26 protein-coding genes are annotated in these 25,335 nt (G+C 40.2%); 3 read left to right on the top strand and 23 right to left on the bottom strand.

Annotated features, from left to right (window positions below):
- Window positions 1-282: 282 nt before the first annotated feature.
- A complete protein-coding gene (locus Q0N70_RS00075) occupies window positions 283-1,305 on the bottom strand; it encodes an NAD-dependent epimerase/dehydratase family protein (RefSeq protein ID WP_294011939.1) in 1,023 nt (340 codons plus the stop codon).
- A 177-nt stretch (window positions 1,306-1,482) separates the two neighbouring features.
- Between Q0N70_RS00075 and Q0N70_RS00080 the strand changes: the two genes are divergently transcribed.
- Window positions 1,483-2,481, top strand: coding sequence for a glycosyltransferase (locus Q0N70_RS00080; protein ID WP_294011942.1), 999 nt, complete (start codon window positions 1,483-1,485; stop codon window positions 2,479-2,481).
- A 20-nt stretch (window positions 2,482-2,501) separates the two neighbouring features.
- Here Q0N70_RS00080 and Q0N70_RS00085 read toward each other — a convergent pair whose 3' ends face one another.
- The 18 genes from Q0N70_RS00085 to Q0N70_RS00170 all read right to left on the bottom strand — a co-directional run bounded on the left by Q0N70_RS00085 (window position 2,502) and on the right by Q0N70_RS00170 (window position 19,909).
- Window positions 2,502-4,469, bottom strand: a complete 1,968-nt coding sequence (locus Q0N70_RS00085) for a FapA family protein (protein ID WP_294011945.1) — start codon at window positions 4,467-4,469, stop codon at window positions 2,502-2,504.
- 8 nt (window positions 4,470-4,477) lie between these two features.
- On the bottom strand, window positions 4,478-5,266 hold the full coding sequence (gene whiG, locus Q0N70_RS00090) for an RNA polymerase sigma factor WhiG (RefSeq protein WP_294011948.1): 789 nt from the start codon (window positions 5,264-5,266) through the stop codon (window positions 4,478-4,480).
- Between the two features lie 69 nt (window positions 5,267-5,335).
- Complete coding sequence (locus Q0N70_RS00095; RefSeq protein WP_294011951.1) at window positions 5,336-6,073, bottom strand: hypothetical protein; 738 nt, start codon at window positions 6,071-6,073, stop codon at window positions 5,336-5,338.
- A 62-nt stretch (window positions 6,074-6,135) separates the two neighbouring features.
- The gene (locus tag Q0N70_RS00100) at window positions 6,136-7,011 is read right to left on the bottom strand and encodes a MinD/ParA family protein (RefSeq protein ID WP_273353563.1); all 876 of its coding nucleotides are present in this window, start codon (window positions 7,009-7,011) and stop codon (window positions 6,136-6,138) included.
- Window positions 7,012-7,046: 35 nt separating this feature from the next.
- On the bottom strand, window positions 7,047-8,390 hold the full coding sequence (locus Q0N70_RS00105) for a hypothetical protein (protein ID WP_294011957.1): 1,344 nt from the start codon (window positions 8,388-8,390) through the stop codon (window positions 7,047-7,049).
- Window positions 8,383-10,509, bottom strand: coding sequence for a flagellar biosynthesis protein FlhA (locus Q0N70_RS00110; protein ID WP_294011961.1), 2,127 nt, complete (start codon window positions 10,507-10,509; stop codon window positions 8,383-8,385). Before Q0N70_RS00110 ends, Q0N70_RS00105 begins: the two co-directional genes overlap by 8 nt.
- A gap of 97 nt (window positions 10,510-10,606) precedes the next feature.
- Entirely contained in the window at window positions 10,607-11,704 is a 1,098-nt protein-coding gene (gene flhB / locus Q0N70_RS00115; RefSeq protein ID WP_294012747.1) for a flagellar biosynthesis protein FlhB, read from the bottom strand.
- Window positions 11,704-12,525, bottom strand: coding sequence for a flagellar biosynthetic protein FliR (gene fliR / locus Q0N70_RS00120; protein WP_294011964.1), 822 nt, complete (start codon window positions 12,523-12,525; stop codon window positions 11,704-11,706). Before fliR ends, flhB begins: the two co-directional genes overlap by 1 nt.
- A gap of 1 nt (window position 12,526) precedes the next feature.
- The gene (gene fliQ, locus Q0N70_RS00125) at window positions 12,527-12,796 is read right to left on the bottom strand and encodes a flagellar biosynthesis protein FliQ (protein WP_294011967.1); all 270 of its coding nucleotides are present in this window, start codon (window positions 12,794-12,796) and stop codon (window positions 12,527-12,529) included.
- A gap of 39 nt (window positions 12,797-12,835) precedes the next feature.
- Window positions 12,836-13,681 carry a flagellar type III secretion system pore protein FliP gene (gene fliP, locus Q0N70_RS00130; RefSeq protein ID WP_294011970.1) on the bottom strand — a complete coding sequence of 282 codons (846 nt, stop codon included), beginning with the start codon at window positions 13,679-13,681 and terminating at the stop codon, window positions 12,836-12,838.
- On the bottom strand, window positions 13,678-14,343 hold the full coding sequence (locus tag Q0N70_RS00135; RefSeq protein ID WP_294011973.1) for a flagellar biosynthetic protein FliO: 666 nt from the start codon (window positions 14,341-14,343) through the stop codon (window positions 13,678-13,680). Before Q0N70_RS00135 ends, fliP begins: the two co-directional genes overlap by 4 nt.
- Window positions 14,344-14,464: 121 nt before the next feature.
- On the bottom strand, window positions 14,465-15,697 hold the full coding sequence (fliN, locus tag Q0N70_RS00140) for a flagellar motor switch protein FliN (protein WP_294011976.1): 1,233 nt from the start codon (window positions 15,695-15,697) through the stop codon (window positions 14,465-14,467).
- The gene (gene fliM, locus Q0N70_RS00145; protein ID WP_013701725.1) at window positions 15,694-16,728 is read right to left on the bottom strand and encodes a flagellar motor switch protein FliM; all 1,035 of its coding nucleotides are present in this window, start codon (window positions 16,726-16,728) and stop codon (window positions 15,694-15,696) included. Before fliM ends, fliN begins: the two co-directional genes overlap by 4 nt.
- Window positions 16,729-16,751: 23 nt before the next feature.
- Complete coding sequence (locus Q0N70_RS00150) at window positions 16,752-17,306, bottom strand: flagellar basal body-associated FliL family protein (protein ID WP_013701726.1); 555 nt, start codon at window positions 17,304-17,306, stop codon at window positions 16,752-16,754.
- A 90-nt stretch (window positions 17,307-17,396) separates the two neighbouring features.
- Window positions 17,397-18,119 carry a flagellar motor protein MotB gene (motB, locus tag Q0N70_RS00155; RefSeq protein ID WP_288567462.1) on the bottom strand — a complete coding sequence of 241 codons (723 nt, stop codon included), beginning with the start codon at window positions 18,117-18,119 and terminating at the stop codon, window positions 17,397-17,399.
- Window positions 18,120-18,136: 17 nt separating this feature from the next.
- Complete coding sequence (locus tag Q0N70_RS00160) at window positions 18,137-18,919, bottom strand: motility protein A (RefSeq protein WP_273353548.1); 783 nt, start codon at window positions 18,917-18,919, stop codon at window positions 18,137-18,139.
- Window positions 18,920-18,943: 24 nt separating this feature from the next.
- Window positions 18,944-19,135, bottom strand: a complete 192-nt coding sequence (locus Q0N70_RS00165) for a flagellar FlbD family protein (RefSeq protein WP_013701729.1) — start codon at window positions 19,133-19,135, stop codon at window positions 18,944-18,946.
- A 117-nt stretch (window positions 19,136-19,252) separates the two neighbouring features.
- Window positions 19,253-19,909, bottom strand: a complete 657-nt coding sequence (locus Q0N70_RS00170) for an HD domain-containing protein (RefSeq protein ID WP_273353545.1) — start codon at window positions 19,907-19,909, stop codon at window positions 19,253-19,255.
- Between the two features lie 135 nt (window positions 19,910-20,044).
- Here Q0N70_RS00170 and Q0N70_RS00175 point away from each other — a divergent pair, with 135 nt between their 5' ends.
- Both Q0N70_RS00175 and Q0N70_RS00180 read left to right on the top strand, forming a co-directional pair.
- Window positions 20,045-20,749 (top strand): response regulator transcription factor, encoded by a 705-nt coding sequence (locus tag Q0N70_RS00175; RefSeq protein ID WP_294011993.1) that lies wholly within the window; start codon window positions 20,045-20,047, stop codon window positions 20,747-20,749.
- Window positions 20,739-22,118 (top strand): HAMP domain-containing sensor histidine kinase, encoded by a 1,380-nt coding sequence (locus Q0N70_RS00180; protein WP_294011996.1) that lies wholly within the window; start codon window positions 20,739-20,741, stop codon window positions 22,116-22,118. The genes Q0N70_RS00175 and Q0N70_RS00180 overlap by 11 nt, the downstream gene beginning before the upstream one ends.
- On the opposite strand, the gene miaA is transcribed toward Q0N70_RS00180, so the two are convergent.
- From miaA to flgD, 4 genes are all read right to left on the bottom strand, one after another.
- Window positions 22,099-23,031 carry a tRNA (adenosine(37)-N6)-dimethylallyltransferase MiaA gene (miaA, locus tag Q0N70_RS00185; RefSeq protein ID WP_294011999.1) on the bottom strand — a complete coding sequence of 311 codons (933 nt, stop codon included), beginning with the start codon at window positions 23,029-23,031 and terminating at the stop codon, window positions 22,099-22,101. The two genes, Q0N70_RS00180 and miaA, sit on opposite strands and share 20 nt — an antisense overlap.
- 25 nt (window positions 23,032-23,056) lie before the next feature.
- On the bottom strand, window positions 23,057-23,278 hold the full coding sequence (locus Q0N70_RS00190) for a DNA-directed RNA polymerase subunit omega (protein ID WP_288605425.1): 222 nt from the start codon (window positions 23,276-23,278) through the stop codon (window positions 23,057-23,059).
- A 167-nt stretch (window positions 23,279-23,445) separates the two neighbouring features.
- Complete coding sequence (gene flgE, locus Q0N70_RS00195; protein WP_294012005.1) at window positions 23,446-24,837, bottom strand: flagellar hook protein FlgE; 1,392 nt, start codon at window positions 24,835-24,837, stop codon at window positions 23,446-23,448.
- Window positions 24,838-24,884: 47 nt separating this feature from the next.
- Window positions 24,885-25,334: a flagellar hook assembly protein FlgD gene (flgD, locus tag Q0N70_RS00200; protein WP_294012008.1), complete on the bottom strand. Its 450-nt coding sequence runs from the start codon at window positions 25,332-25,334 to the stop codon at window positions 24,885-24,887.
- Window position 25,335 lies beyond the last annotated feature (1 nt).

The raw sequence follows: 25,335 nt of genomic DNA on the forward strand, positions 1-25,335 counted from the left end.
ACTTGCTTGCATTGTGGGTTATCACAATCAAATACTTTGCAGAAAACTGCTAATTATAGCTAGTTTCTGTAGTGAAAGGGCATTCTGAAAATGGATATCTTTTTTGTTTTTAAAGTATTTGACTGTTCTTTCGTATTTAAATTGTCGCAAACTCTTCGAGTTATGCTCCAGCACAATGCTATAAATTTGCTTGCATTATAGAACAGTTAAGTATTTTCTTTTGTGCTAAAAAATAGGCAAATCCAGAAAAAATCCTAAATTTGCCTAAAAAAATCAAATTTCCTATTTTTTATAATTTTTATACCACTTTGCGAATGCGTCTAAGCCTTGTTCCAAAGTGGTTGCAGGTTTAAAGCCAAAGTCTTTTTCAAGTTCTGTAACATCTGCGAATGTCTGGTAAACATCACCTGGCTGCATTGGCAAAAGTTCCTTTTTTCCTGGTTCAGAAATTATATTTTCTTTTATAAGGCAATTTTCAAGGATTTCCACAAAGCGCATAAGGCTTTCAGGCTTGCTGTTTCCAATGTTATAAATCTTGTAGAATGCACCGTCGTCTGTAGCCTCTGGAGTTTTTTGCATAACTGCACGAACGCCTTTCACAATATCGTCAACAAAAGTAAAATCGCGGTACATATCACCGTTGTTGTAAATCTGAATCGGCTCGCCTTTTACAAGTTTGTTTGTAAATTTAAAATATGCCATATCAGGGCGTCCCATAGGACCATAAACTGTAAAAAATCTTAAGCCCGTGCATGGAATTTTATACAGTTTTGAATATGCGTGCGCAAAAAGCTCATTGCTTTTCTTTGTTGCCGCATACAGTGAAACTGGATTATCAACCTTATCTTCTGTTGAATATGGAACTTTTTTGTTTGAACCATAAACGCTGCTTGAAGAGGCAAAAACCAGATGCTCAACTGGATTGTGCCGACAACATTCAAGGATATTGTAAAAACCTATCATATTTGAATGGATATATGCGTCAGGATTATCAATTGAATAGCGAACTCCAGCCTGAGCCGCAAGATTTACAACAACAGCTGGCTTATATTTTTCAAAAAGCGAATCCATCAATGATTTGTCCGCAATATCGCCTTTTACAAATGTAAAATCTTTTTTCAACGCAGAAAGCATATCAAGCCGTTCCTGCTTTAAAGAAACATCGTAATAGTCAGTTATGCAGTCAATTCCTACAATTTTTATGCTGGAAACATTTTCCAAAAGATTCTTACACAAAAAACTTCCAATAAATCCAGCCGCGCCGGTAACAAAAACAGTTTTATTTTCCAAAGAAATATTTGCCATAAAATAAGTATAGAACTTTCAGTTAAAAAAGTATAGAGTTTTTAAATCATGATAAAACCGAAATAATTTTTCTTGCGGCAGAAAAAAATAAAAAAAACTCGGCTTATTCACAAAATCAATGTAGAACTGCCCTCTTTTTATGCTATAATATTATAAATTCCAATTCATGAGGTTTTTATGACTTACGTCTATGTTCTGGTTTCCGGCAAAAATGACTTATATTACGAGCAGGCTTTGATGTCAACTTATTCTCTGCGGAATCTTATGCCGGACGCAAACGTAGTTCTTCTTGTTGACAACAAAACCGAAGATTCAATAAATTCAGATTTCCTAAAACGTGCAGAAATCAAAAAATATGTTTCAAAAATAATTTCTGTCCAGTTTGATGAAAAAGTTTCCAATGTGGAACGCTCGCGCCTAATAAAAACTTCAATTCCAGAATATGTTGATGATGATTTTTTGTACATCGACTGCGACACAATAATTGCGGATGACCTTTCAGAGATTGAAAAAATTCCGTACAAAACAGCCGGAATTTTAGACGGACACGTAATGCTGAATGAGCATATCCACAAAAAATACTTTTTGGTGCGCGACAAAAAACTCGGGTTTCATGGAACAGAAGCCGCGGATTGCAATATAAACGGCGGAGTTATTTTTGCCCGAAAATGTGAGGAATCAAAAAATCTTTTTAAGTCATGGAACGAAGCGTGGAAATATTCTGCGTATCAAAAACATGATTTTCACGATCAGAGCGCGCTTAACGAGGCTAATTACAGAACAGGATTAAAAATGCAGCTGCTGGACGGAGAATGGAACTGTCAGCCAAGCCACGGCGGATTGGCGTTTCTAAAAAATGCAAAAATCATCCATTATTATTCCAGCGAATTTTCAGGAAAAAACTACATTCCTTATTACAAACTTGCGGACAAGGAACTTCAAAAACGGATAAAAACTGAAGGAAAAATTCCAGACGACATAAAAAAAATGATAGATGACCCGAAATTTCAGTTCAATAAAGTCCACTTGATAAACGACCAAAGAATTGTAAGCATTATGCAAAGCCCGATTATATTCACTTTTGCAGACATAAAAGCAAAAATGCCGTGGCTATTTGATTTTATTGAGGCGCAATTCTCTTTTTTAAGGAAAATAGGAAAAAAACTAAAAAAGTAGCAAAACGTCAAGCCAGATTTTTATTTGTATCCGTCTGGCTTTTCCATTTCGTCAGAATCTTGTGTTGGCTCATATTTTTTGCGTTTTACAAATCCGCTGTCAAAATAGAAAGTTACAGCCTTGCATTCGGAGCGGACTTCGTCAATTTCATCGCGCACAAGAATTTTTGCGCCAGGATAAACAGTTCCGCTTGCATTGACACAGCCAACAACTTTCAGCTCCCTGTTATGAGCATTGATTTCGTTGATTTCTGTTGTCATTTTTTCGCTTGAATCCATCAAGTCAACACGCTGATTTCTTAAGTTCGCAAGTGTTTCTTCCTTTTCTTTTGGAAGCGAACGGCGCACTTTTTTCTGGTTTTCCAAAGTTGAAATATTCAAGTCAACTTCTTCAAGCTGCTTAACAACATTTGACTGCATTTCCTGAAGCTCCTGCAGTCTAAGCTTTGCCTTGGGATCAAAACCAACTTCAAGGATTGTTTCAATTCCGCCGCCAGAAGAGCCGATGTTCTTTGCTGTAATTTCCTCTGTAGCAAAAAGATGACCACCAATAATAGAAGCACGCTTTCCCTTTAAGAGGATTTTTTTCATCGCAGTAACATTGCTATTCATGATATTGTCATTTACAACAACATATTCTTCCGCTGTAACTTTTACATTCTGAAGGAATCTTGCCCAGACTGATTTGCTTGTAATTATCTCGCCTTCATCGCGGCCCATCACACCTTGAGAAATAACAATATCACCGCCAGCTTCAATATGGCAGTTTCCAACAGAACCGTAAATTTCTATGTTTCCGTCAGCCTTTATGCTGAATCCGTCTTCAACGTTTCCGCGGCAAACAACAGTTCCCATGTAAGTGATATTTCCTGATTTGATGTTGACGCCTGGAACTTCGTAAACTTCTTCAACTGTAATTTTGTCGCCAACCAAAGTTACGTTTCCGTTTTTCTCTGCGATAACAGTGCGTCCGTCTGAATCAAGCTTTGTGTTCTGCCCAAGAGGAATCGGAATATCTTTTCCGTTTTTTGCTTCAAGATAACGGCCAAGAATAGTTTTTCCGCCCTTTCCGCGCTGAGGAAGAACTTTTACCGCCAAAGGCTGGCCGACAACAACATTCTGAATAAGGTTAAGCTCCTTAAAGTCAACCTGGCCATTCGCAGTTTCCTTCAGTCTGAGTTTTGTCTTGTCAGTTTCAAATTTATAATCAATGTACGCGTCAGTGCCGTTGACAGGAAGAATCGCAGTCGCAACTTCGTAAGGCATATTATAAATCGGATTGTCAACAAACGAAATTATTTTGTCGTCTTCAATTCCGGCGACAACGCCTTGCGTCTTTAAAGCATTCTTTATATTCTCTGCGGAAATTTCAGAGCCGCCTTGAGACGGAGGTGAAACAGTAATGGTTGCCTGCATTTCATCCTTGGAAATATCAACAGCCATAACAGCATCTCCTGCCGCAACATGGGTAAATGTACCGGCTTCAACATAACTGTTGTCAGTGCCTTCTTCCGCAAGTTTCTTTAAAAGCTTTTCATCAAGCGAAGTATTATCCGGCCGCCGGGCTTCATTAATAAGGTCTGACGCGGAAACTGGCGTTCCAGAGCCTTTTGGCAACGTAACTTTTACAAATATGCGCGAGCCAAACCTATGCACATAGAACATTCCGTCAACTCTTTCATTTTCAGCATTTCTTGCGCTAGCCTGTTCTCCAGCAAGGGAAGCTGCTTCTTTTTCTTTTTTCTGACGGATTACAGTAGGATTTTCATATACGCGGATTCTCCAAGGCTTTTTCATAAGACCAATAATGCCCTGGCTTCCTCTTTCTATAACTTCATATTCAAGGTTGTTTTTTTTTGAATCAAGCTGAACAGCAGCATCATCAAGACACTCATCCAATGTGTCTGCGCGGACTTCAACAGTGTGAATGTCCTTGTCAAACGCAAGCTGCTTTTCCATGTCTATTCTAAGCTTGTCAAGAGTTACCATAAGACCTCTTAAAAAATTCCTTTGCGGACACTTGTAAGTTTTGCACGCAAACGCAAATTCGCCTTTGAATGAAGCTGGCTTATGCGGCTTTCGCTTACATTAAGAACCTGGCCAATTTCTTTAAAAGACAAATCCTCGTGGTAATAAAGAACAATCACCATTTTTTCATTTTTAGGAAGTTCGTTTATAGCTTGAATTATAACTCTGCGGATTTCTTCGCGTTCAACAATGACATCAGGATTAAGACTGTTCGGAGCTTCAATGCTGTCCCCAATTGAAACGTGCTCGCTCTCATCCCCAGAATACCAAACATCGTTCAGTGAAAGCACACTTGTTCCGCTTACCTTCATAACAGCCGACTGATATTCAGCTTCTGTCATGTTCATGGCTTTTGCAATTTCCGCATCAGAAGCCGTACGTCCCAGTTTAGACTCAAGCTCAACAATCGTGTCTTCTATCTCGCGGGATTTTTGACGCACAGAACGCGGAACCCAGTCCAATTCCCTAAGCTCATCAAAAATTGCGCCTCTTATGCGTGTTGTTGCGTAAGTCTTGAATTTTACGCCTTTGTCAATGTCAAATTTATTTATTGCATCCAAAAGCCCAAACTGTCCAAAGCCAACAAGGTCGTCAAATTCCACGCTGTCTGGCATTCCTGTAGAAACTCGTCCTGCAACCCATTTTACAAGGGGCATATACTGACGGATTAAACGGTCTCTTATTGCGACAGATTTGCTTTTTTTATACTCACGCCAAAGTTCGGCTTCTTCGTTTTCATCTAAAATTTGATTTGCCATGTATCCCACACCCTTGCTAGAAAACCTTTAGAAGTTTCTTTTCCAAAGATTTTCGTTAATATCCCCATATTACACTTCATCTTTTTTTAGCAATGTCCTTATTGCGCTTGCAATTGTCTTTGTATCCTGATCTACAGAAACTTTTCCATCTGTAGGCGCAGAAGGAAGTTTTTCAGAAGATTCAGTTTGAGCAAAATCAGAGTCATTTATAACGTCCCCGTCGTCATCTGATTCACCAGAAAAAACACCAATATCAGGCAAAGCATCTATTTCATGCGACTGGGCAGCTTTTTCAGAAGACGCAGCCGCCACTGGATTTTCAGGCTCAGCTTTTTCAGGCGCGCTAGAATCCGCAACAGGAATTGCATTTTCTACAGGCTCATCAGTTGAAGATTCCGCTTTTTGCAAAGAATCAGCAACAGGGGCATCTTCCGTTTTTTCTTCAAACTTCGAAGCCGTTCCTACAGAGCCGCCGCCATTAAAGAAATTTTTATTTGCGCTCACATCAAAATTTGGAGCAGCCTCATCTTCTGTAAGATTTTCATCATCTATTGTAATATTCACAACAGAGCCAGCCTTTGAAATCGGCTTTTTTCCAGCCTCGTCCTTTGAATCAGACAAAGTTTCAACAGAAAGAAATCTTTTATTCAAAAATCCTGCCGCAAATGCCAAAAGCGCAAAAACCACGGCAAAAATAATTCCGCGGAAAGAAGCAACAAAAAACCGATGAGTAGAAATAATGCTTATAAGGAAAGACAGAACAAATCCAACACCAGCAGAAGCAGCTACATTTTTTAAATTGAACATGTTCTTTCCTCCCGTTTATTATATTCTTATAGATTAAGGCAAAACACCTCTAAGGTCAAGATTTATTTTTTCTTGCCCCCAAGGAACTTTTTAAGGAAGTTTGAAACTCCTGCATCCGACGGAATATCAGTTTTTTCTATTCTGCCCACAATATGCTTTAGGCACACAGCTGGCTTGGAAGTCGGATTTATAATCATAAAAGGCTTTTGGCGTATAACGGAAGCCTGAACAACTGGATCATCGTAAACAAACCCAATGTATTCAACTTTGTAATTCAAGAACTGCGCCACAATATTTATAATCAAGTCTGAAATACGTTTTCCTTCATCAGAAGAATGAACTCTGTTTACAAGAAGCTTTAAATTTATCTGCCTGTGAAGAAGCTCTGTTGTGATTATTTTTATAATTCCATAGGCATCTGTAATCGCAGTTGGCTCTGGAGTTGTAATTACATAGACTTCATCAGCGGCGGCAAGAAACTGAAGAACATTGTTTGAAATTCCAGCTCCAGTATCTATTATGATAATGTCAGCATTTGAAAGAGAAGCGAATTCTTTTGCAAAGTAGTCAAGCTCATCATTTGAAAGATTTGCAATTTTAGAAAATCCGTTTGCGCCTGCAATAAACTTAAAGCCAAATTCCGTGTCCAAAATTATTTCGTTCATTGTTTTTTTGCGGTTTATTACGTGCATAAGATTATACTGAGGAACAACGCTCAAAAGAACATTCACATTCGCCATTCCCAAGTCGCCGTCAATAAGTATGACTTTTTTTCCAAGCTGGGAATACGCAATCGCCATATTTACTGCGATATTAGTTTTTCCAACTCCGCCCTTTCCGCTTGTTATAGCAATTATTCTTGTTTTATGTGGAGCTGCCGGCCTAGCGAAATTATCTTCATTCATAAGAGCGCGCAATTCTTTTGCCTGTTCTTCCATTTATATTCTCCTGTTGCCCTGATTCAATTTTTAGATTACTCTGCTTCTTTATCGGCAGTTCCGAACTTTTTTTCAATATGTTCTATATTGATTTTAAATCCTGAAAGATTTTTTAAGAACCATTTTGGATCCGCCCGCTGAATTGTGTTCAATACATCCTGACCTGTCGTAATCCAGGACACAGGCTTGTTCTTTTCTGCCAAAACGCTTATTACACGTCCAAACGATGTGGTTTCATCGCATTTTGTAACAATTATGCTTTTAAAATCAAATCCTTCATAATTGCGGATTATATTTTCCAAGTCTTTCGCGCTCACTCCTGCCGTAATTGCAAGGTAAACATTTTCGTTTAAATTTTTAACATTTAAAATGGTGCGCATTTTTGCTATGTTTTCATAATCATTCGGACTGTAGCCGCTTGTATCAATAAAAATATAGTCAGAATTAGAAACGTAGCTATCGCAAAGAATTTTCAAATCTTCAGAACTTTCAGCCTTGTCAACATTCACGTTTATAATTTCCGCCCAGCGTTTAAGCTGCTCAATAGCGGCAACACGCATTGTGTCTGTTGTAATCATGCGGATTCTAGGCGGATACTTGTATTTTTCGCGGTTCTTTTTATAGTCGATTGAAATGCGGGAACTCATCTTTGCAACAGTAGTTGTTTTTCCAACTCCTGTAGGTCCAACAATTATAATGACTTGCGGCGCAGATTTTTTTTCTTCAAAAGCAATAGGAATGCTCGCACCAATCCAGTCCGCCACACAAGTCTGAACATAGTCAAAATCATCAAGCTCTTCAAGACTGAATTCATTTTTCATTCGGGAACACATTTTTTTTATGTAAGATTTTGTAAATTCGTTTTCCTCAAGAAGCTCTTGAATTTTTAAAATTGAAGGATGTTCCTTTTCCGCAGAAGTGGCCTGAACAATTGTCTTCATCTGCTCCTGCATTTCATTTTTAAACTGGTCAAACTGCTTTGTGAGCTGCCCAATCTGAAGATTGTTTGTAACAGTTGGATTTACTTTTGTTAAAAATTCATCGCGCTTCTGTAAAAAAGAATCCTGATGAGAATGGATTAGAGGCGAAGAATTTTGAAGCGGAAGTCCGCCTGTTGAAGAAACCCTTGTGTATCCTGTGCTTGCAGGATAGTTGACTTTCCTTGTAAAAGCAGGCTGATCCAATGAAGAATTTGTAACTTGGTATCTTAAAACAATCTGCTCACGCTGAAAAAAACCAAGAAATCCTGCGGAAAGCCTAGTTTTGCAGCCAAGCACTTGAAAGTTTGTTCCATATTTATCGTAAAGTTTATCCATGCATTCATCGCGGGAACGACCAGTAATGCTTTGGACATTCGTGTTATGCTCATTGTCAGCCATTTATTTCTCCAAGAGATTCAACTTTTATATTTGGCGAAGCAGCCATCACTTCGTTTATAGACAAAACTATTATTCCCGGCATTTCAAGTTCTGTAGAAGACTTTACAAGCCGGCGCACTTCGGACGGACACAAAATAACAGGAAGATAATTTCTTTCACGGACAGCAGCAACAGCATTGCTCATTGCGGAAATATAATTCCTTGCGTCAACAGGATCAAATGCGACAATAGGACCTTTGCCCGGCATATCGGCTCTGTGGTCAAGAATTTTCTGGGCAAGACTTTGCGAAAGATTCAAAACGTGAAGAACTTTATTTTCATCCGCATACTGCTGGCAAATTTGCGCGCCAAGAGCTTCACGCACTTTTTCTGTAAGTGTCCAAGAGTCGCGTGTAAGTTTTCCGTAGTCTCCCAAAGTTTCAAGTATAACAACCATATTGCGGATGCTGACCTGTTCCTCAAGAAGATTTTTAAGAACAGCTTCGATTTCACCGTAAGAGAATCTGTGGTCGCCGGTTGTAACTTCATCAACAACAACAGGATTTGTCTTCTTGATTTCTTCAATAATCGCACTGACACTCTGGCGGCTAAGAATTTTAGAAGCGTTGCGTCTTATAAGTTCCGTAAGATGAGTTGCAATTATAGTAGGAGCGTCAATCACCGCATAGCCGGCTTTTTCTGCTTCAATGCGTTTTGAATCAGGAAGCCAGATCGCATCCATTCCAAACGCAGGATCTTTTGTTTTTTCTCCAACAATTTCTCTGTCTTTAGGAACATTTCCTGTGTTCAGGCACATAAAATGTCCAAGCTTAAGGCGGCCTCTTCCAGCTTCAATTCCGCGGATTTTAAACGAATATTCTTCCGGAGAAAGCTCCATTTGATCCATAATATGAATCGGCGGAATAACAAGTCCCAAATCAAGGGCGGCTTCACGGCGGATTCTTTTTACACGCGACATAAGCTCCGCGCCTTTTTCATCGTCAACAAGAGGAATAAGCGCATATCCAATTTCAAGTGAAAGCTCATCCAGCTTGACAACAGGAGAAATTTCCTCTGGTCCGCCATTTCCTTTTTGAGGAGAATTTTTCGCCTGCTCTGCTTCAACTGCCTTCTGCTCTTCTTCTTTTGTTTTTAGGCGGGAAAGCCGAGTTCCAACAAAAATAAACAAAATTCCAATCGGAACAAGAGTTGCTGTAGCTCCGTTATGGAACGCAAGTCCAAGAGCCGCCAATGTAGCTCCAACAATAACATAAATTGTTCCGTTTGCAGAAAACTGCTCTTTGAGCTGGTCGGAAAGCAAGTCGCCATCGTTGCTTCCAGTAATCAAAAGTCCTGTTGAAAAAGAAAGCAGCAAAGACGGAAGCTGAGACATAAGTCCGTCGCCAATCGTAAGCTTCGCATAGCTGTCAAGTGCATCAGTTATAGAAGCTCCCGCCATAGTTCCAGTTACAATTCCTCCGATAAGGTTTACAACTGTAATAAAAATTCCAGCCTTTACGTTTCCGCTTACAAATTTAGAGGAACCGTCCATTGCAGAATAAAAGTCAATTTCCTGCCTAAGCTGATTAATTTTAAGCTCGCCTTCTTCTTCTGTAATAGAACCGTTGTTAATCTGATTTTGAATCGTAAACATTTTGTTGTTCATGGCATCCAAAGTAAAACGCGCCGTAACTTCGGAAACACGGTCCGCGCCTTTTGTGATTACAAGAACCTGAACAACAATCAGAATAATGAAAATTATAAATCCGATTAAAACCTTGTCGCCAGCAACAATGTTAGCAAATGCCTGGACCATTTCGCTCTGCCCAGCCATGTGCCCGGAAGTTTTCACCGGATGAACAAGAATATTTCTAGTGGAAGAAATGTTTATTGCAAGACCAAAAATCGTTGTTATAAGGACAACCCGCGGAAACGATGTAAAATCCGCAGCACGCTTCATATAGATAACGGTCAAAAGAATTATAAAAGAAAGCGCAAGGTTTATAACCATTGCAAGATCTATAAAAGCTGTTGGAAGCGGAATAAACATAAACAAAACAACGACGATAATACCTACCGCCAGTGAATTGCGTAAAATAAAATTTAAAATACTACCGCTTGAGCCGCGCTTTTCCGCCATCGAGTCCCCACCCTAACTAAAAAGCTTCAAATTTGAAATATAATGTCTTTTTATTCTACTACAAAAAAAGGATTTTGAAAACGGCAAAAAGTAACTTTTAAGTGGATTTTTTGTTTCTTTCCTTATTCATAAAGCCAACCTGAGCATAAACAGCCGCAATAGCCCGCAAATAAGATGTAGGAATTATGTCGCCAACTTCAGTATCTGCATAAAGTCCGCGGGCAAGAGGACGGTTTTCGATTATCGGAACATTATTTTCAGCGGCTATTTTTTTCATTGTCTGCGCTGTATTGTCAGTTCCTTTTGCGGTAATCATCGGCGCGTCTTGCTGCTCTTGCTTCCACTGAAGGGAAACTGCATAATGCGTAGGGTTTGTAATTACAACATCTGATTCACGCACAGCTTTTGGCATATTTTGTGAAAGCATTTCTTTTTGCGCGGATTCAAGCCTGCCTTTTACTTCCGGGTCGCCTTCGCTTTCCTTGAATTCCTCTTTTACTTCCTGCTTGGTCATTTTCATCTGCTCTTTAAATTCCCTGCGCTGCATTACATAATCGAACACGCCGATTACAATCAAAATAACAGCAGAAACCACAAGCAACTGGGCAACCATTCCAGAAACAGAACGCAAAGCCAAATCAATTCCGCCAGCCTTTAAAAATCCAAGAGTCTTGGCCAAATCCAGGCGGATAAGAAGAACTGCGACAGCAACAATAATAGCAACTTTTAAAACAGACTTTGCAATATTAAAAAGCCCCATCATAGAAAACAAAGTCTTTTTAAAGTACTCGCCGAATTTTGGAACAATTTTTGAAAACTTTGGTTCTATTGTTTTTGTTGTAAAAATGAATCCTCTGTTCTGAACTAAATTTATTATGACGCCAGCAAGAATTCCTGCAAGCGACAAAGGAAGCACAATCGGAAGAAGATTCCGCAAAAAAATATAATAAAATCTTGCATCGTCAATTTTCTGGGCAGTTACGTTGTTAAAGTAAAAAATCATCATCTCGCAGATTTTATTATAAAACCAGGGAGCCAGCAAAATAAGAACTGCGACAACAAAAAGGAAAACAACAGTTCCATTCAGCTCCTGGCTTCTTGCAATGCGGCCTTCTTTTCTTGCTTTGCGGAGTTTCTGTTCTGAAGCTTCTTCTGTTTTGCCTTCATCTTCCGCGGCAAACCACTGCAAGTCCATCACTGCCCGCCTCCGCTAAGCCCGATAAAAAGCTTTTCAATTTCAAGAAGTCCGCCTTTAAAGCAGCCTTCAAAAAATTCAATGAACTGCGGAACAAGAACAAAAATTAAAAAGTATGCAGTCAACATAAGAACAGGAAATCCTTCCGAAAGCAAATTCATCTGCGGAGCCGCCTTTGAAAGAATTCCGACCGTAACATTTATCAAAAAAAGAGACGCCATAACAGGCAGCGCAATAATCAGCGCGTCTTTAAAAAGCAATGTAAGCGACTTCATCATAAATTCCGCAAGAAACCGCGAATTGTCTACTATTGAAATTGCGCTTATGACTTTAAAGCTTTCAGACATTCCATTTAAAAGCAGCATCTGAAGCCAGTTGTTCTGCAAAAACACAAGCATCGCCATAAAGTTAAAAAACTGTCCCATAAGCGGATTTTCAACCTGGCTAAGTGAATCGTAAACTTCGCTTGCGCTAAGTCCCATCTGGAACGCAAAAAATTGTCCGGCTGTGCTGAACGAAGCAAAAATAATCTGCACAAAAAAACCAAGGATTATTCCAATCATCGCTTCTCCGGCAAGCAGGAAAATATATTCAAGCGAAAAATTTCCTTCAGGTGAAATATAGTTTTTATATGAAGAAAAAATTCCGTCCGCCAAAGAAATCTGCGGAAAAATAAAAAACGCAATGTAGCCTGCAAGCGCAATTTTTGCAGTTCTAGGAACAGTTCTTGAAGAAAAAAGCGGAAGCGTCATTATCGTGGCAAAGCATCTTACCGCAACAAAGAGAAAAACAGGCGCGTCAGAAACAATCCGCTCAAGCATTCTATCTTGCCATAGCCGGAATCAAATTAAGAATTCCTCGGAAATACTGAGCCAAAGAATTAAACATAAATCCGCCAAGCAAAGCAATTACAAAAAGAATCGTAAGAAACTTTGGCAGGAAAGTAAGCGTCTGCTCCTGAATAGAAGTTGTAGCCTGAAAAATCGCAACGATAAGTCCTACCAAAAGAGCCGCGCCAAGAATAGGAGCGCACATAAGAAAAACCTGCAAAATTCCACCACGAACTAAATTATTAATAAGATTCAACGACATAATTTCCTCCCATTCAAAATCCGAACGTCAAAGATTTTCCTAACGCAAGACGCTCACAAAAAGCTGCTGAGTCAAAAGATGCCAGCCGTCAACAAGAACAAAAAGCATCAGTTTGAACGGCATAGAAATTTGCACTGGCGGAAGCATCATCATTCCCATGCTCATAAGAATACTTGCAACAACCATATCAATTACGATAAACGGAATATATAGAAGAATTCCTATTTTAAATGCGACTGTAAGCTCATGCAGAATATAAGCCGGAATCAAAACATAAGTCGGAACATCAGAAGCATTAGCCGGACGCTCAAGGCCAGCCATAGTCATAAAAGTTCTTATGCTGTTTTTGTCGTTTCCCATCTGACGGAACATAAAAATTCTTATAGGCGACTCTGCCTTTTCAATAGCTTCTGTCAAAGTAATTTCATTGTTCGAAAGCGGCTGAAAAGAATCCGTGTAAATCTGCCTGAATGTCGGCCACATGCAAAAGAGCGTCATAAAAATTGCAATGCCATTTAGAACTGCGGTCGGTGGAACTTGCTGCAAAGAAAGCGCTCTTTTTATAAAATCAAGGATAATCGAAAAACGCAAAAAGCAAGTCATTAAAATAAAAATGCTTGGCGCAAGAGTTAAAAGCGTAAGCAAAAGCAAAAGCTGCACGCTGAACGCAACTTCATTTCCAGAGCGAGGAGCCGTAGCTGAAAAACTCAAATTCGGAAAGTCCAAGCCCGTTATGCGGCGGTTCATTTCCGTAGTTCCGCTTGAAGAGCCTTCTGGAAAATTATTCTGGCTTTGCGATGACAATGGAAAAAAGCAGCAAGCGCAAACTAAAAGCGCAACAGCAAACTTAAAAAAACGTTTTTTCAGCAAGAAAAGGCTTTTCATTTTTCTTCTCCGCCAACCATTTTGTCCTTCAAGGAATTTATAAGATCCATTGTGCCTTTGTCATAAGCTGATTTTTTTGCCGCCGGAATATTTTCCTTGGATTCTTCTTTTTTTCCTGGCATAAAAAGCTGAAGGATTTCTTCAAATGAACGCGGCTTTTTTGCGTTGCTGTTCATGTCGGCATAGCGGTTCATTGCGTCAATGAGATCTTTGTCGTCGATTTCCTTTATAAGCGAAATGGAATTATCTGAAACTCCAAGAATAAACGCCTTGTTCCAAAGACTTACAATTTGAACTGATTTTCCTTCGCCAAGACTTATAAACGAAACTTTGCGCAAAAAGACATCGTCTTCCACAGCTGGCTCAACGCCCATAGACTTGCGCATAAATTTGAACAAAAAGTAAATCGCCGCAATTATGATTCCTAAAACAAGAATCATGCGCACAAAAATTCCGATTCCGCCGAAAGAGCCAGAAGAACTAAAAGCGTTTTCATCTGAAGTCCCAGAATCAGAATTTTCTGAAAAGTCTAATGAAATCTGAGAGTTTTCAATCTGCGCGGAAGTAAGATTTTCGGAAGGAGAAGAAGACTGCTGGGCAAAAGAAAGTCCAGCGCATAAAGCCAGCAATGCTGCTAAAATTTTTATTTTTGAATAATTCATTTTCCCACCCAAAGCAACAAGCCATTTGCGTTATCCCCACCGCATTTCAAGCCTGCCGCTTTTATATTCGGCGGAGCTTTTAAACTTCAATGAAATTCAAAAGCCCCTTGCAAATTTATTTTCACATAGATGAAGCCACGTGTTCAAGAGACGGAAGAATTTCTGTAACACGAACACCGAAGTTTTCATCAATAACTACAACTTCGCCCTTGGCAATAGGCTTGTGGTTTACCAAAATATCAACAGGCTCACCGGCAAGCTTGTCAAGCTCGATGATTGTTCCTTCGCCAAGACCCAGAATATCCTTGATTGTTTTCTTGGTGCGGCCAAGTTCGACCGTCATTTCCATGAAAACATCCATAATCAAGTTGATATTTCCCTGCTCGCCGCCGCCTACAGACTGCGCAAAATTCGGGAACTGCAATGACTGAACATTCGGAGGAGTCTGCATCTGCATTCCGCCCATCATTGAAGGATTAGGCATCTGCTGCATTCCCATCATATTGCCGCCCATTTGCATACCTCCCATCATCGCAGGATTAGGCTGCATCTGCTGCATTCCCATTCCTCCCATCTGCATTCCGCCCATCATTGGCTGCTGAGTAAATCCTGCGGAAGGAGAAGACATCTGCGGAGCTCCACCCATGGCAGAAGAACTTTCCATTCCAGAATTTGCAGAAGACGCTGGCTGTGAAGCAGGCTTTGAGCCGCCGCCAAGAGCACGCGCCATTCCGTCAGCAGCAGAACCGCTTACAGCTTCCCACAAGGTAAACTGCTCGCCACCAACAGTAACTGGATATGTAAAGCAAGCAAAAGTTCCCTGAGGCATACGAATCATTGCCTTTGGCTCTTTTACAGCTTCTGGAGGATTTGTAGCAAGTCCCGGAAGTTTTCCGCCTTTGCTAAGCTCTGTTATTTCCGCGCCTGAATGAGACGAAACTACTTCTGAAATCACAGAAAGTCCCATATCATCAAGAGCAGGATTTTCCTCTTTGTTTATATATCCAACAAGCTTTGTTGCAAATTCCGGGGACATAAGGAAAAGATGGTCTCCGCTTAATCCAGAAGAGAAGTCCGCCATTACAGCAACAGCTTCTTCCGGAAGTTTTGCAAGCAACTGATCCCGTCCAATTGCCTCAACAACAGGCGCGCCCGGAACAGTGTCTTTTTCTGTCATATTTTTAATGACATCAGCAAGCTTGTCTTTTATAGTTCCAGCAAAATTCTGCAATGTTGGAACATCAATGTCAACCTCTGGAGCAGAATTAAACGAGCCGCCTGAACCAAGTCCGCCGACATCTACGCCGGACAGCAATGCATCGATTTCTTCCTGTGATATAGATCCTTCACTCATAGGTTATCGTCTCCTTCTGGTGTTAATTCTTCAAAATTTTCAGTTTCCTGCTCGTCGATTTTTTCAATAATCTGAACGGCAACCTTTTTCCCGACAACGCCAGGCTGACAGTAGAATTTCTTCTTGCTGCCCACACTTAATGTAAGCGGCTCTCCAACCTTTATAGTGTTAAGTCTTATAACATCGCCTGTCCTAAGACTTAGAACATCTCTAATAGGAACATTTATTGACCCGATGTCCGCAACAAGCTCCATCTCAACATCCGCAAGTTTTTCCTTGAGAGTTCCAAGGTATTGCGTTGTGGAGCTTCTTCTAACTGAACTGAACCAGAAAGAAGATGAAAGTTTCGAAACAATCGGCTCAATCGTTATATAAGGAATACAGATATTCATCATACCCGCTTCCTCTCCGATTTTTATTTCCAAAGTAACAAGAATGACCATTTCGCTCGGAGGAACAATTTGTGCAAACTGCGGATTTGTTTCAATCTGCTGAAGGCGCGGGCGCAAGTCTATAACCTGAGTCCATGCTTCTCTCATGTTCGCCAAAATGCGGACAATGATTCCTTCCATAACAGACTGCTCAATATCTGTAAGGTCGCGGTTTACTTTTCCGCCTGTATCTCCAGAGCCGCCAAAAAGACGGTCAATTATTATAAAAGTAATTTCAGGAGCAATTTCAAGAACAGCGTTTCCTTTTAAAGGATCCATGTTGATTACAGCCAAAGTTGTAGGAGTTGGAATAGAACGAATGAATTCCTCGTAAGTCAGCTGATCTACAGAAGCAACATGGACATGAACCAAAGTACGCAGCTGGGCAGAAAGGCTTGTTGTTGTAAGACGCGCAAAAGTTTCGTGCATATTGGAAACCGTGCGAATCTGCTCCTTTGAAAATTTATCAGGACGGCGGAAGTCGTAGATTTTTATACGCCTGGTATCGGTAACCGGCTTAAATTCATCTGCTTCGCTTTCGCCAGTGCTTATAGCCTGAAGGAGCTGGTCAATTTCATCCTGTGACAGAACTTCATTCATGTCTCATTCCACCTTTTTTCAGCTTACTGCTGAACAACATCCTTTCCTGTAAAACGAACATCGCGTATTCTGGAGTTGCTTAAAATATCATCGTTTATCTGGTCACGGATCTGCTGTCTTAGAACTTCCTCATTCTGCGGACGCAAATCTTCAACAGTCTGCTCTGAAAAAAATCTTCTCAAAAAGTCAATGATTTCAATACGGCGCTCTGTGATTTCAGTTGAAGCCGCCTTGTCCTCCTTTTTGTAGCCAAGCGCAATTGTAACGCTCACACTCGCCGGAACAGGATCGCTTGTTGATGTGCGGATCTGATCCAAAGAAGTGTACCAGTCATAAGATTCTCTTTTTACAGTATATTCCTCGCTAATTGGAATTGACTGCGAAGGTGTTTTTCCGCCTTTATTTAAAATAGCAGTTGTAACAACTACGATAGTAACAATGAAAATTACAGCAGCAACACCGATCAAAATAAATTTCAAAAGCTGAGGAAACGCGCCTTTTATTCCGCTCTTTTTTCCTGTTGAAACTTCAGCTCCGATGTCATCGCCCAAGTCGTCTGCATTGCTTTCGTCTGCCATAAAGTCCTCCCGGATTTTAAAATCTTCTCGTTATTTATATCGGAATTTTTAAATTTTATCTTAGAAGAAATTGAAAAATAAGCATTTCCACTAAAAATGTCCATCGTCAAGAACAATTACATCTACACGCCGGTTATACGCGCGGCCTTCCGCAGTGTCATTGCTAAGCTTAGGACGAGTATCCGCATATCCTGCAATAGAAAACTGCTGCTCATCTACGCCAAAATCCGCAAGATAATGCAGAACATTTGCCGCCCGAGCCGCAGAAAGTTCCCAGTTGCTAGGATAAATGCTTGAAGCAGGAACAGGCCTGTTGTCCGTATGGCCTTCAATGCGCCATCTTCTGCCGGCAACTTCCGGGGAAGCAAAAAATTTTGCAAGATTAAGCAAAGTTCCCCTAGCCTCTTCAATGTTAAGTTCCGCGCTGCCTTCCTCAAAAAAAGCATCGGATGCGAGTGAAATTACAAGTCCGCGTTCATCGCTGGTTATAGTTATTTTGTTTGATTTTACTTCCGGCGCAAAACTGGAAATCGCCTTTTTCATTGCAGGACCTAAAGCGCGGCCTTTTTCTATAGAAGGAAGAGAACTGACAACGTTTCCTAAGTTGGCAAGGCTTCCGGGACTTACAGAAATTCCACCGCCAGGATTATTATTTGAAAGCGAAGCCTGCAAAGCCGCCATCTGAACTGCATCTGATTCGGAAGGATCATAAAGCATAACGAAAAAGCAGAGCATGAGAGTAATCATGTCTCCGTAAGTGCCCATCCAGGCGGTTGACGGTTTTTCTGGTTCTTTTTTTTCTCTTTTTGCCATTGAAAAACTCCCCAAGCCTAGTCTTTCAAGATGTCGGACTCAATTGCCTTGCGGGATTTTGGATCCAAATATGTAAGAAGTTTTTGTCCAAGAATACGCGGGTTGTCTCCTGCCTGAATAGAAAGAATTCCTTCCAGAACCATTTCCTTTACATTCATTTCGTTTCCATTCTGCATAATGAGCTTCTGAGCCAAAGGTCCGAAAAGCCAGTTCGCAAGCATAGAACCATACAAAGTTGTAATAAGAGCAACCGCCATGTTAGGACCGAGCGCGCTTTTGTCTTCAAGGTTTCTTAACATACCAATAAGACCAATAACGGTTCCCATCATTCCGTAACCAGGAGCAAAACCTGCCCACTGAATAACAACGTTAATCCATGCCATGTGGCGGCTTTCTGCCTGAGCCATTTCATTTTCAAGAATAGAGCGGATTGCGCTTCCGTCGTTTCCGTCTACCATAAGACGCAAGCCTTCTTTTAGGAACGGGTCATCAAGGTCGTCAAGCCCTTCTTCAAGAGCAAGAATTCCTTCACGGCGGGCCTTTTCACTAAGGGCAACCATGTTTTGAACAGTTGTTTTTTCTCCGTAGTCGAAAGTTTTAAAAGCCCTTCCCATAATGCCAAAAAGACCGATAATCTGATTCATAGGGGCGCAAATCCACAAAGAAAAATAAGATCCGCCAATAGTTACGAAAATTGATGGAATATCTATAATACCCATAATGGATCCGCCGGACGTAAAAACACCAACTGCCATCATTGCAAGTCCGCCAAAGAATCCTATCAGAGTAGCTAAATCCATTTTTTCCTCCCGCTCGCGCAAGAATCAAAGTTCCTGCATTCCTATTTTTTTTCTATATATAACAATTCGTTCTATGATTTCTTCTGGAGATTCTTTTACAACAATTTTTTTACCTGAAAGAAGAGCAAGCGTAACATCAGGATTTTGTTCCATAGATTCAATCTGGTGCGGATTGACCCAGTATTTTTTTCCGTTCAGACGCGTTACTTCAATCATAATATACTATAATGAACTGTAAAATGTGAATCGTCAAGTATTTTAGACTATTTTTGACGTAAAAACAAGAGAAAGCAAACTTTTTAATAGTACAAGGCACTAAAGCTGCCAAAGGTTTTAGAGGACTTTGCTTCCGTTCGCCATAAGCTTAAAACGGCAGTCAAAAAATTCCGCGGCTTTTCTGCACATGAGCATTCGTCCTAAAAAAATATCAAAATAGTCGCACATTGTGCAAATGTTTTCATCAATCTGAAGATTCAGGGAAATTTGACCTTTTTCATGGTTTATTTTTAAAGTCGAATTTTCAACTGCAAAATTAACGCGGTCGTGTATATCGAATGCGGATTTTTCCTTTGTTCTTACGCGGTTTCGCCTTACGTCCGTTTTGTCTGCGATTATAAGGGCTGCGGAAACTTTGTCGAATGCTCCGCCTGTTGACTCGTCATGGTTTGCAATGCACGAAACGATTTCAATTCGGTCTTCGCAAGAGAAATCAAGCTTGCCAAGAATTTCATTTGCCAAAAGTCCGCCGTATTCTGCATGATGCTTTCTGTTTAGGGCATTTCCAATGTCGTGCATATATCCTGCTATTTTTGCAAGCTCAATCTTTTCTTTTGATTCCCCGAATTCCTGCAAAATAAATCCTGCCCGCTCAGAAACCAAGCCGCAATGTCCAGGCCCATGATCTGTAAAACCAAGATTTCCCAAAATTTCATTTCCCTTGTTCAAAAACGCATTTATTTCTGTGTTCTTTTTTATTTCTTCAACTGTCATATTATATATATTATAGAAAACATTTGTTAAAAAAGCATTAAATTAAAAATCATTACTTAAAAAATTCAAATAATAATCTGTTAGAGGCGCGCAAAAATTCTTGAACTTCCTGCTGAATAATTGTAAATTTCAGCCATGAAAACAAAAATCCTTGTAATTGAAGATGTTCCAGAAATGGCAGAGTTGATTTGCATGTACTTGAACAACGCGGATTTTGACTCGCTGGCATTTGACACAGCAGAAAAAGCTCTTGAAAAACTAAGCGCAGGATATTCGCCTGCTTTGGTAATTTTGGATTTAAATCTTCCCGGAATGAGCGGATTTGACTTTTTAAAGACTTTCAGAAAAAACTACAAAGCCACAATTCCTGTTATAATTGTTTCTGCGCGGGATGCAGATGAAGATATAATAGAAGGACTTGGATTTGGTGCGGACGAATTTGTAACAAAGCCATTCAGCCCGAAAGTTCTAGTTGCAAGAGTTCAGTCCAAGCTCGCGCGGCTTTGCGCAACAGAAGCTTCCGTGGAAGAAACAATAAATTTTGGTCCGTACACGCTTTACTGCAACAGCTGCATCCTAAAAAAAGGAACTGAAAAAATTCCGCTTTCCACAAAAGAATATGAAGTTCTTGAATATCTTGTAAAAAACAACAGCAAGCCTGCAACGCCAGAGCAAGTTTTTAATGCGGTATGGAAAACTCCGTTCGGAGACATGACTGCGGTTGGAGTTTATGTTCAAAGGCTAAGAAGAAAAATCGAGGAAGATCCTGCAAACCCAAAGTATATAAAGACAGTTTTTGGACTTGGCTACCAGTTCAGCATGGAAAACAATGAAAATTAAAAATCAAATTTCGCTTTTAATCACGGGAATTATAATACTTCCAACGCTGTGCATGATTCTTTTTCCGATTTACACATATTACAATTCCCCGCGAAGATTTTTAATGAAAGGCTACAAGGAAATTAGAAAAATAAACGAGGCGAATCTTTCTGAAAGCGACTGGAACCAGATTCAAAACTACATTGAAAAAATTCCGCCGGAAGTCCAGATTCTGATTTTTTACAACTCAAAAATTATTCTTTCTACAATTCCTGAATTAAAAACAGGAAGCACGCACAATCCCAAGGAACTGTTTGATTTTGTGCAGACAACAAATTCTTCTTACGACTATCAGTTTCAGTCTTTCTTTCTTGAAAACCAGCCGAAAAAAGATGCGCGCGACGGAAGCCACAAAAACAAAGGCTTGATTATAAGCCGATTCGATGCAAAAGAAAAAAACTCGCTGAAAAGAATTCCAAAATTCATGATGCACATATTTTTTGTAGTGCTTGCTTTTGAATCATTGTCAATCACGGTGATTATTTTAATTGCAAAGTCAGTTTCAAATTCAATAGAAATAATTCAAAAGGCAACTCAAAAAATTGCAAACGGAGAGCTTGACACAAAGCTTGAAATTTCAGGCAGAAGAAACTCAAATGAAATTTTGCAGCTCACGGAAGACTTGGAGCGCATGAGAAAAGCATTAAAGGAAAATCTTGAACGCCGCTCGCGCTTTATAATGGGAATAAGCCACGACTTGAGAACGCCAGTCGCGCTGATAAAAGGATATTCAGAAGCGGTTTCAGATGGAATTGTAAACAGCATTGACGACATAAAAAAATCGGTTTCAATAATAAACACAAAAGCCGGCCAGCTTGAATCAATGATAAATGACTTAATCAACTATGTAAAAATGGACAACATAGAATGGAAAAAAACTTTAAGGCCTGTTGAGCTGAAATCGTTTTTAAAGGACTTTGCAGCAAACATGGAATGCGCCGCAGAACTGTATAAACGGAAAATTTCAAGTTCAATAGAAATCGATGAGCAGCAAGTTCTTATGGACAAAAACCTTTTTACGCGGGCTTTGGAAAACATCTACGGAAACGCACTGCGCTACACAAATGACGGAGATTCAATTTCACTTGAAGCAAAAAAGAATTCACTTGGAAAAACTGAAATTTCAATAAGCGACACTGGAGTTGGAATTCCAGAAGAAGACTTGGAAAAAGTTTTTGAGCTGTTCTTCCGCGCTTCAAATTCCCGGCGTGAAAACGGAATGGGCATAGGACTTTCTGTAGTCAAGTCAATTATAGACAGCCACGGCTGGAGCATAAATGTAAAATCCAAGCCGAACCAAGGAACAACATTTACAATAACACTGAACTAAGAAAGCTTGAAATTATTTTCTTTATATTTTCTTTGTCGTCAGCATCCACAATGCAAGCTTCAGGAATTCCGCGCATAAAAGTGTATTGCTTTTTTGCATAATGGTGGCTGTTGAATTTTATTTTTTCTTTTATCTGCTCCAAGGAAAGACCTTCAATAAAAAATTCTCTGTAGCCAATGGCTTTCATCGCGGGAGAATCTTTTGTAAGCCCTGATTTTTTTAAAGCCTCAACTTCCTGCGCAAGTCCTGCTTCAAACATTTTTTCCACACGCAAATCGATGCGCCTGTAAAGTTCTTCTCTGCTCCGATTTAAAATCAGTATGCAAAATTTATACTGTTTTCTAAGTTCGCATGGAAGAGTGAATGAACTTAAAGGCTTTCCGCATGAATAGAAAATTTCAAGGGCGCGGCAAATTCTATATTCGTCATTTATATTTATTTTTTTTGCGCTCACAGGATCTACAATTTTAAGTTCTGCATACAGACTTTCTTTTCCTAAATCGGCAAGTTTTTGTTTTATCTGCGCTCTGATTTCAAGGCGGCTTTCTGGAGTTGACGGTGAGCCTAGCAAAAAATTTCTTATATAAAAACCAGTTCCACCAATCACCAAAGGAATTTTTTTTCTGCTCCAAATTTGCGCGCACAAAGAATCTGCGGAGTCAAGAAAGTTTCCAAGCCCAAATTGCTCCTGCGGATTTGCAACATCAATAAGATGAAAAGGAATTTCCTGCTGCTCCTCTTTTGTAGGCTTTGCAGTTCCAATATCAAGACCTTTGTAAACCGCCTGGCTGTCCGCGCTAATGACTTCGGCTTTTCCTTTAAAAACAAAAGAACTGCTTCTGCCGAACAAGTCTTCAGCCAAAGCAGTTTTTCCGCAAGCAGTTGGTGCAAAAACAACAATTACTGGAATCAATTTTCAATCAATGCAAAAAGCAAAATTAGCGTGCCGGAGCTTCAATAGCGTATTTAACTTCGCCTGAAAAAAGCTGACGGGCTGCAAGACTTACAACTTTTCCGTCGTTATCTTCTACAAGCTCAGAAACAGCAGGATCTTCTATCATGGCAAGTTTTGCAAGCTGATATGCGCGGCGGCTAGCAGCAACAGTAATGGCGTACATTCCGCCTTTGAATTTAGCAAGTTCTTCAAGTGGAAAAATCATAGTTTACCCCTCACAAAAAGTGAAATAATTATATCAAAAAACGCAGGTGTAGTCAAACAGAAACAAAAAAAGCTGAACAGACGAGGGTTCATCTGTCCAGCTAAGGTTGGGTTATGAATTAGAGGTTCTAAAGAAATTACTTTCTAAAGATTCCTAGTTCAACTAAATTAGCGTTTCAAGCCTAAAACAGTTTCAAGCATTGAATCTCCGGTTTGAATTGTCTTTGCGTTAGATTCAAATCCGCGCTGAGTTACAATCATGTCTGTGAGCTGCTCTGTAAGGTCAACGTTTGACATTTCCAAAGTTCCAGAAAGCATGCTTCCTTTTCCCTGAGTTCCGCTTTCGCCGATGTTTGCCATTCCAGAGTTGATTGATTCTGCGTAAGTGTTGTCGCCTTTTTTTTCAAGACCGCCCTGGTTTGTAAAGCTTGCCATTGCGACTTGTCCGATTGTGCGGACAGAACCATTTGAATAAACGCCTGTAATTATTCCAGACTGGTCAATCTTAAAGTTGTCAAGATAGCCGAGCTTGTAGCCGTCCTGATAGTTTGCTTTTGTTGTAGATTTTGAAGCAGCCTGAGTAATTGTGTTTTCCATTGAGCCGATTGTTCCAAGGTTCAAGTTGAAAGTCTGGCGGTATGGATTTCCGTTCGCATCGGCATTTGAATCAGTAACTGCATAAGAAGCCTGAAGAACGATTTCGCCCTGAGGGTTAGACTGATTTCCTGCGCTGTCAATTACAGACTGAAGTTTTCCTGTGTTGTCGAAATTCAAAGTGTAAGTATTCTGCACGCCATCTGTTGTTCCAAAGCCAATTCTTGTCTGTGTAAAATCAGCATTGTCCGGGTCAACATTTACAGTAACTGTCCACTGGTTTGGATCTCCAGGAACTTTTGCAAAATTCATCTGAACCTGATGAGCGTTTCCGTAAGTATCATAAATATCAATTTCTGTCTGCCAAGTTCCTTCAATGACCTGATCCGCAGTCGGATTGTCCGGAATTTCTGGTGTGTTCTTGTTAAGGTTGCAGAAGTATCTTACATTTTCTGTTGCTTTAGGCGGGTCTTTCTGGCCAACTGGAATCACCAAATCTGTAGGAGTTGCGGAAGAGCGCACAACCTGACGTCCGTTTACTTCTTCTGCCATCCAGCCCTGAACACGAAGTCCGTTAGCAGGATTTACAAGAGTTCCGTTTGAATCTGTTCCAAAGACACCTGCGCGTGAATAGAAAGTTTCATCTCCGTTTTTAAGAACAAAGAATCCGTTTCCCTGAATAGCAAGGTCGGTTGTGTTTCCTGTTGTCTGAAGGTTTCCCTGTGTAAAGATTGTGTCAATTGTAGCAACACTCATTCCAAGTCCGACTTCCTTAGGATTTACACCGCCCACTTCTTCTGTAGGACGTGCGGCACCGTTAATCTGCTGGCTTATCATGTCCTGAAAAGTAGCGCGGCCTTTTTTAAATCCGTAAGTGTTTACATTGGAAATGTTGTTTCCAATTACATCCATTCTTGTCTGGTGATTCTGCAAGCCCGAAACGCCTGCATAAAGTGATCTCATCATAAATTTACCCTCTTATGATTTTTTATACGAGTTCCCCCAACCTGAACTCATTCTCCGTAAACTGCGGAGATTTGTTTCATGTCATAATACATATTGTTTACGCGCACCTGCGGATTCGCTCCGTAAGTTACGGCTTCAACAACTCCAGTTGTCTTTGTGTCGCCAAGCGTAATGTCAACAGTTTTTCCGATTGTTCCTACAGCCTGAGAAGAAACAAGCATTGAATTCATTTTGGCAAATTCCTGATTCATGTTTGTCATCTGCTCAAGTGAACTGAACTGAGCCATCTGCGCAATGAACTGCGTGTTTTCCATAGGAGAAGTAGGATCCTGATTTGAAAGCTGAGTAATCAAAAGCTTAAGGAAATCATCCTTTCCCAAGTCGCGCTGAACTTTTCTTCCTTCAATCGTAATTGACTTGTTGAAAGAATCTACCTGCATATTCAGCTTTGCCATTTCCTGATCGCTAAGCCTTGTATTCAACTGAATTCCGTCCATC

This window comes from uncultured Treponema sp. (genome assembly GCF_945873775.1).
GTDB lineage: Bacteria > Spirochaetota > Spirochaetia > Treponematales > Treponemataceae > Treponema_D.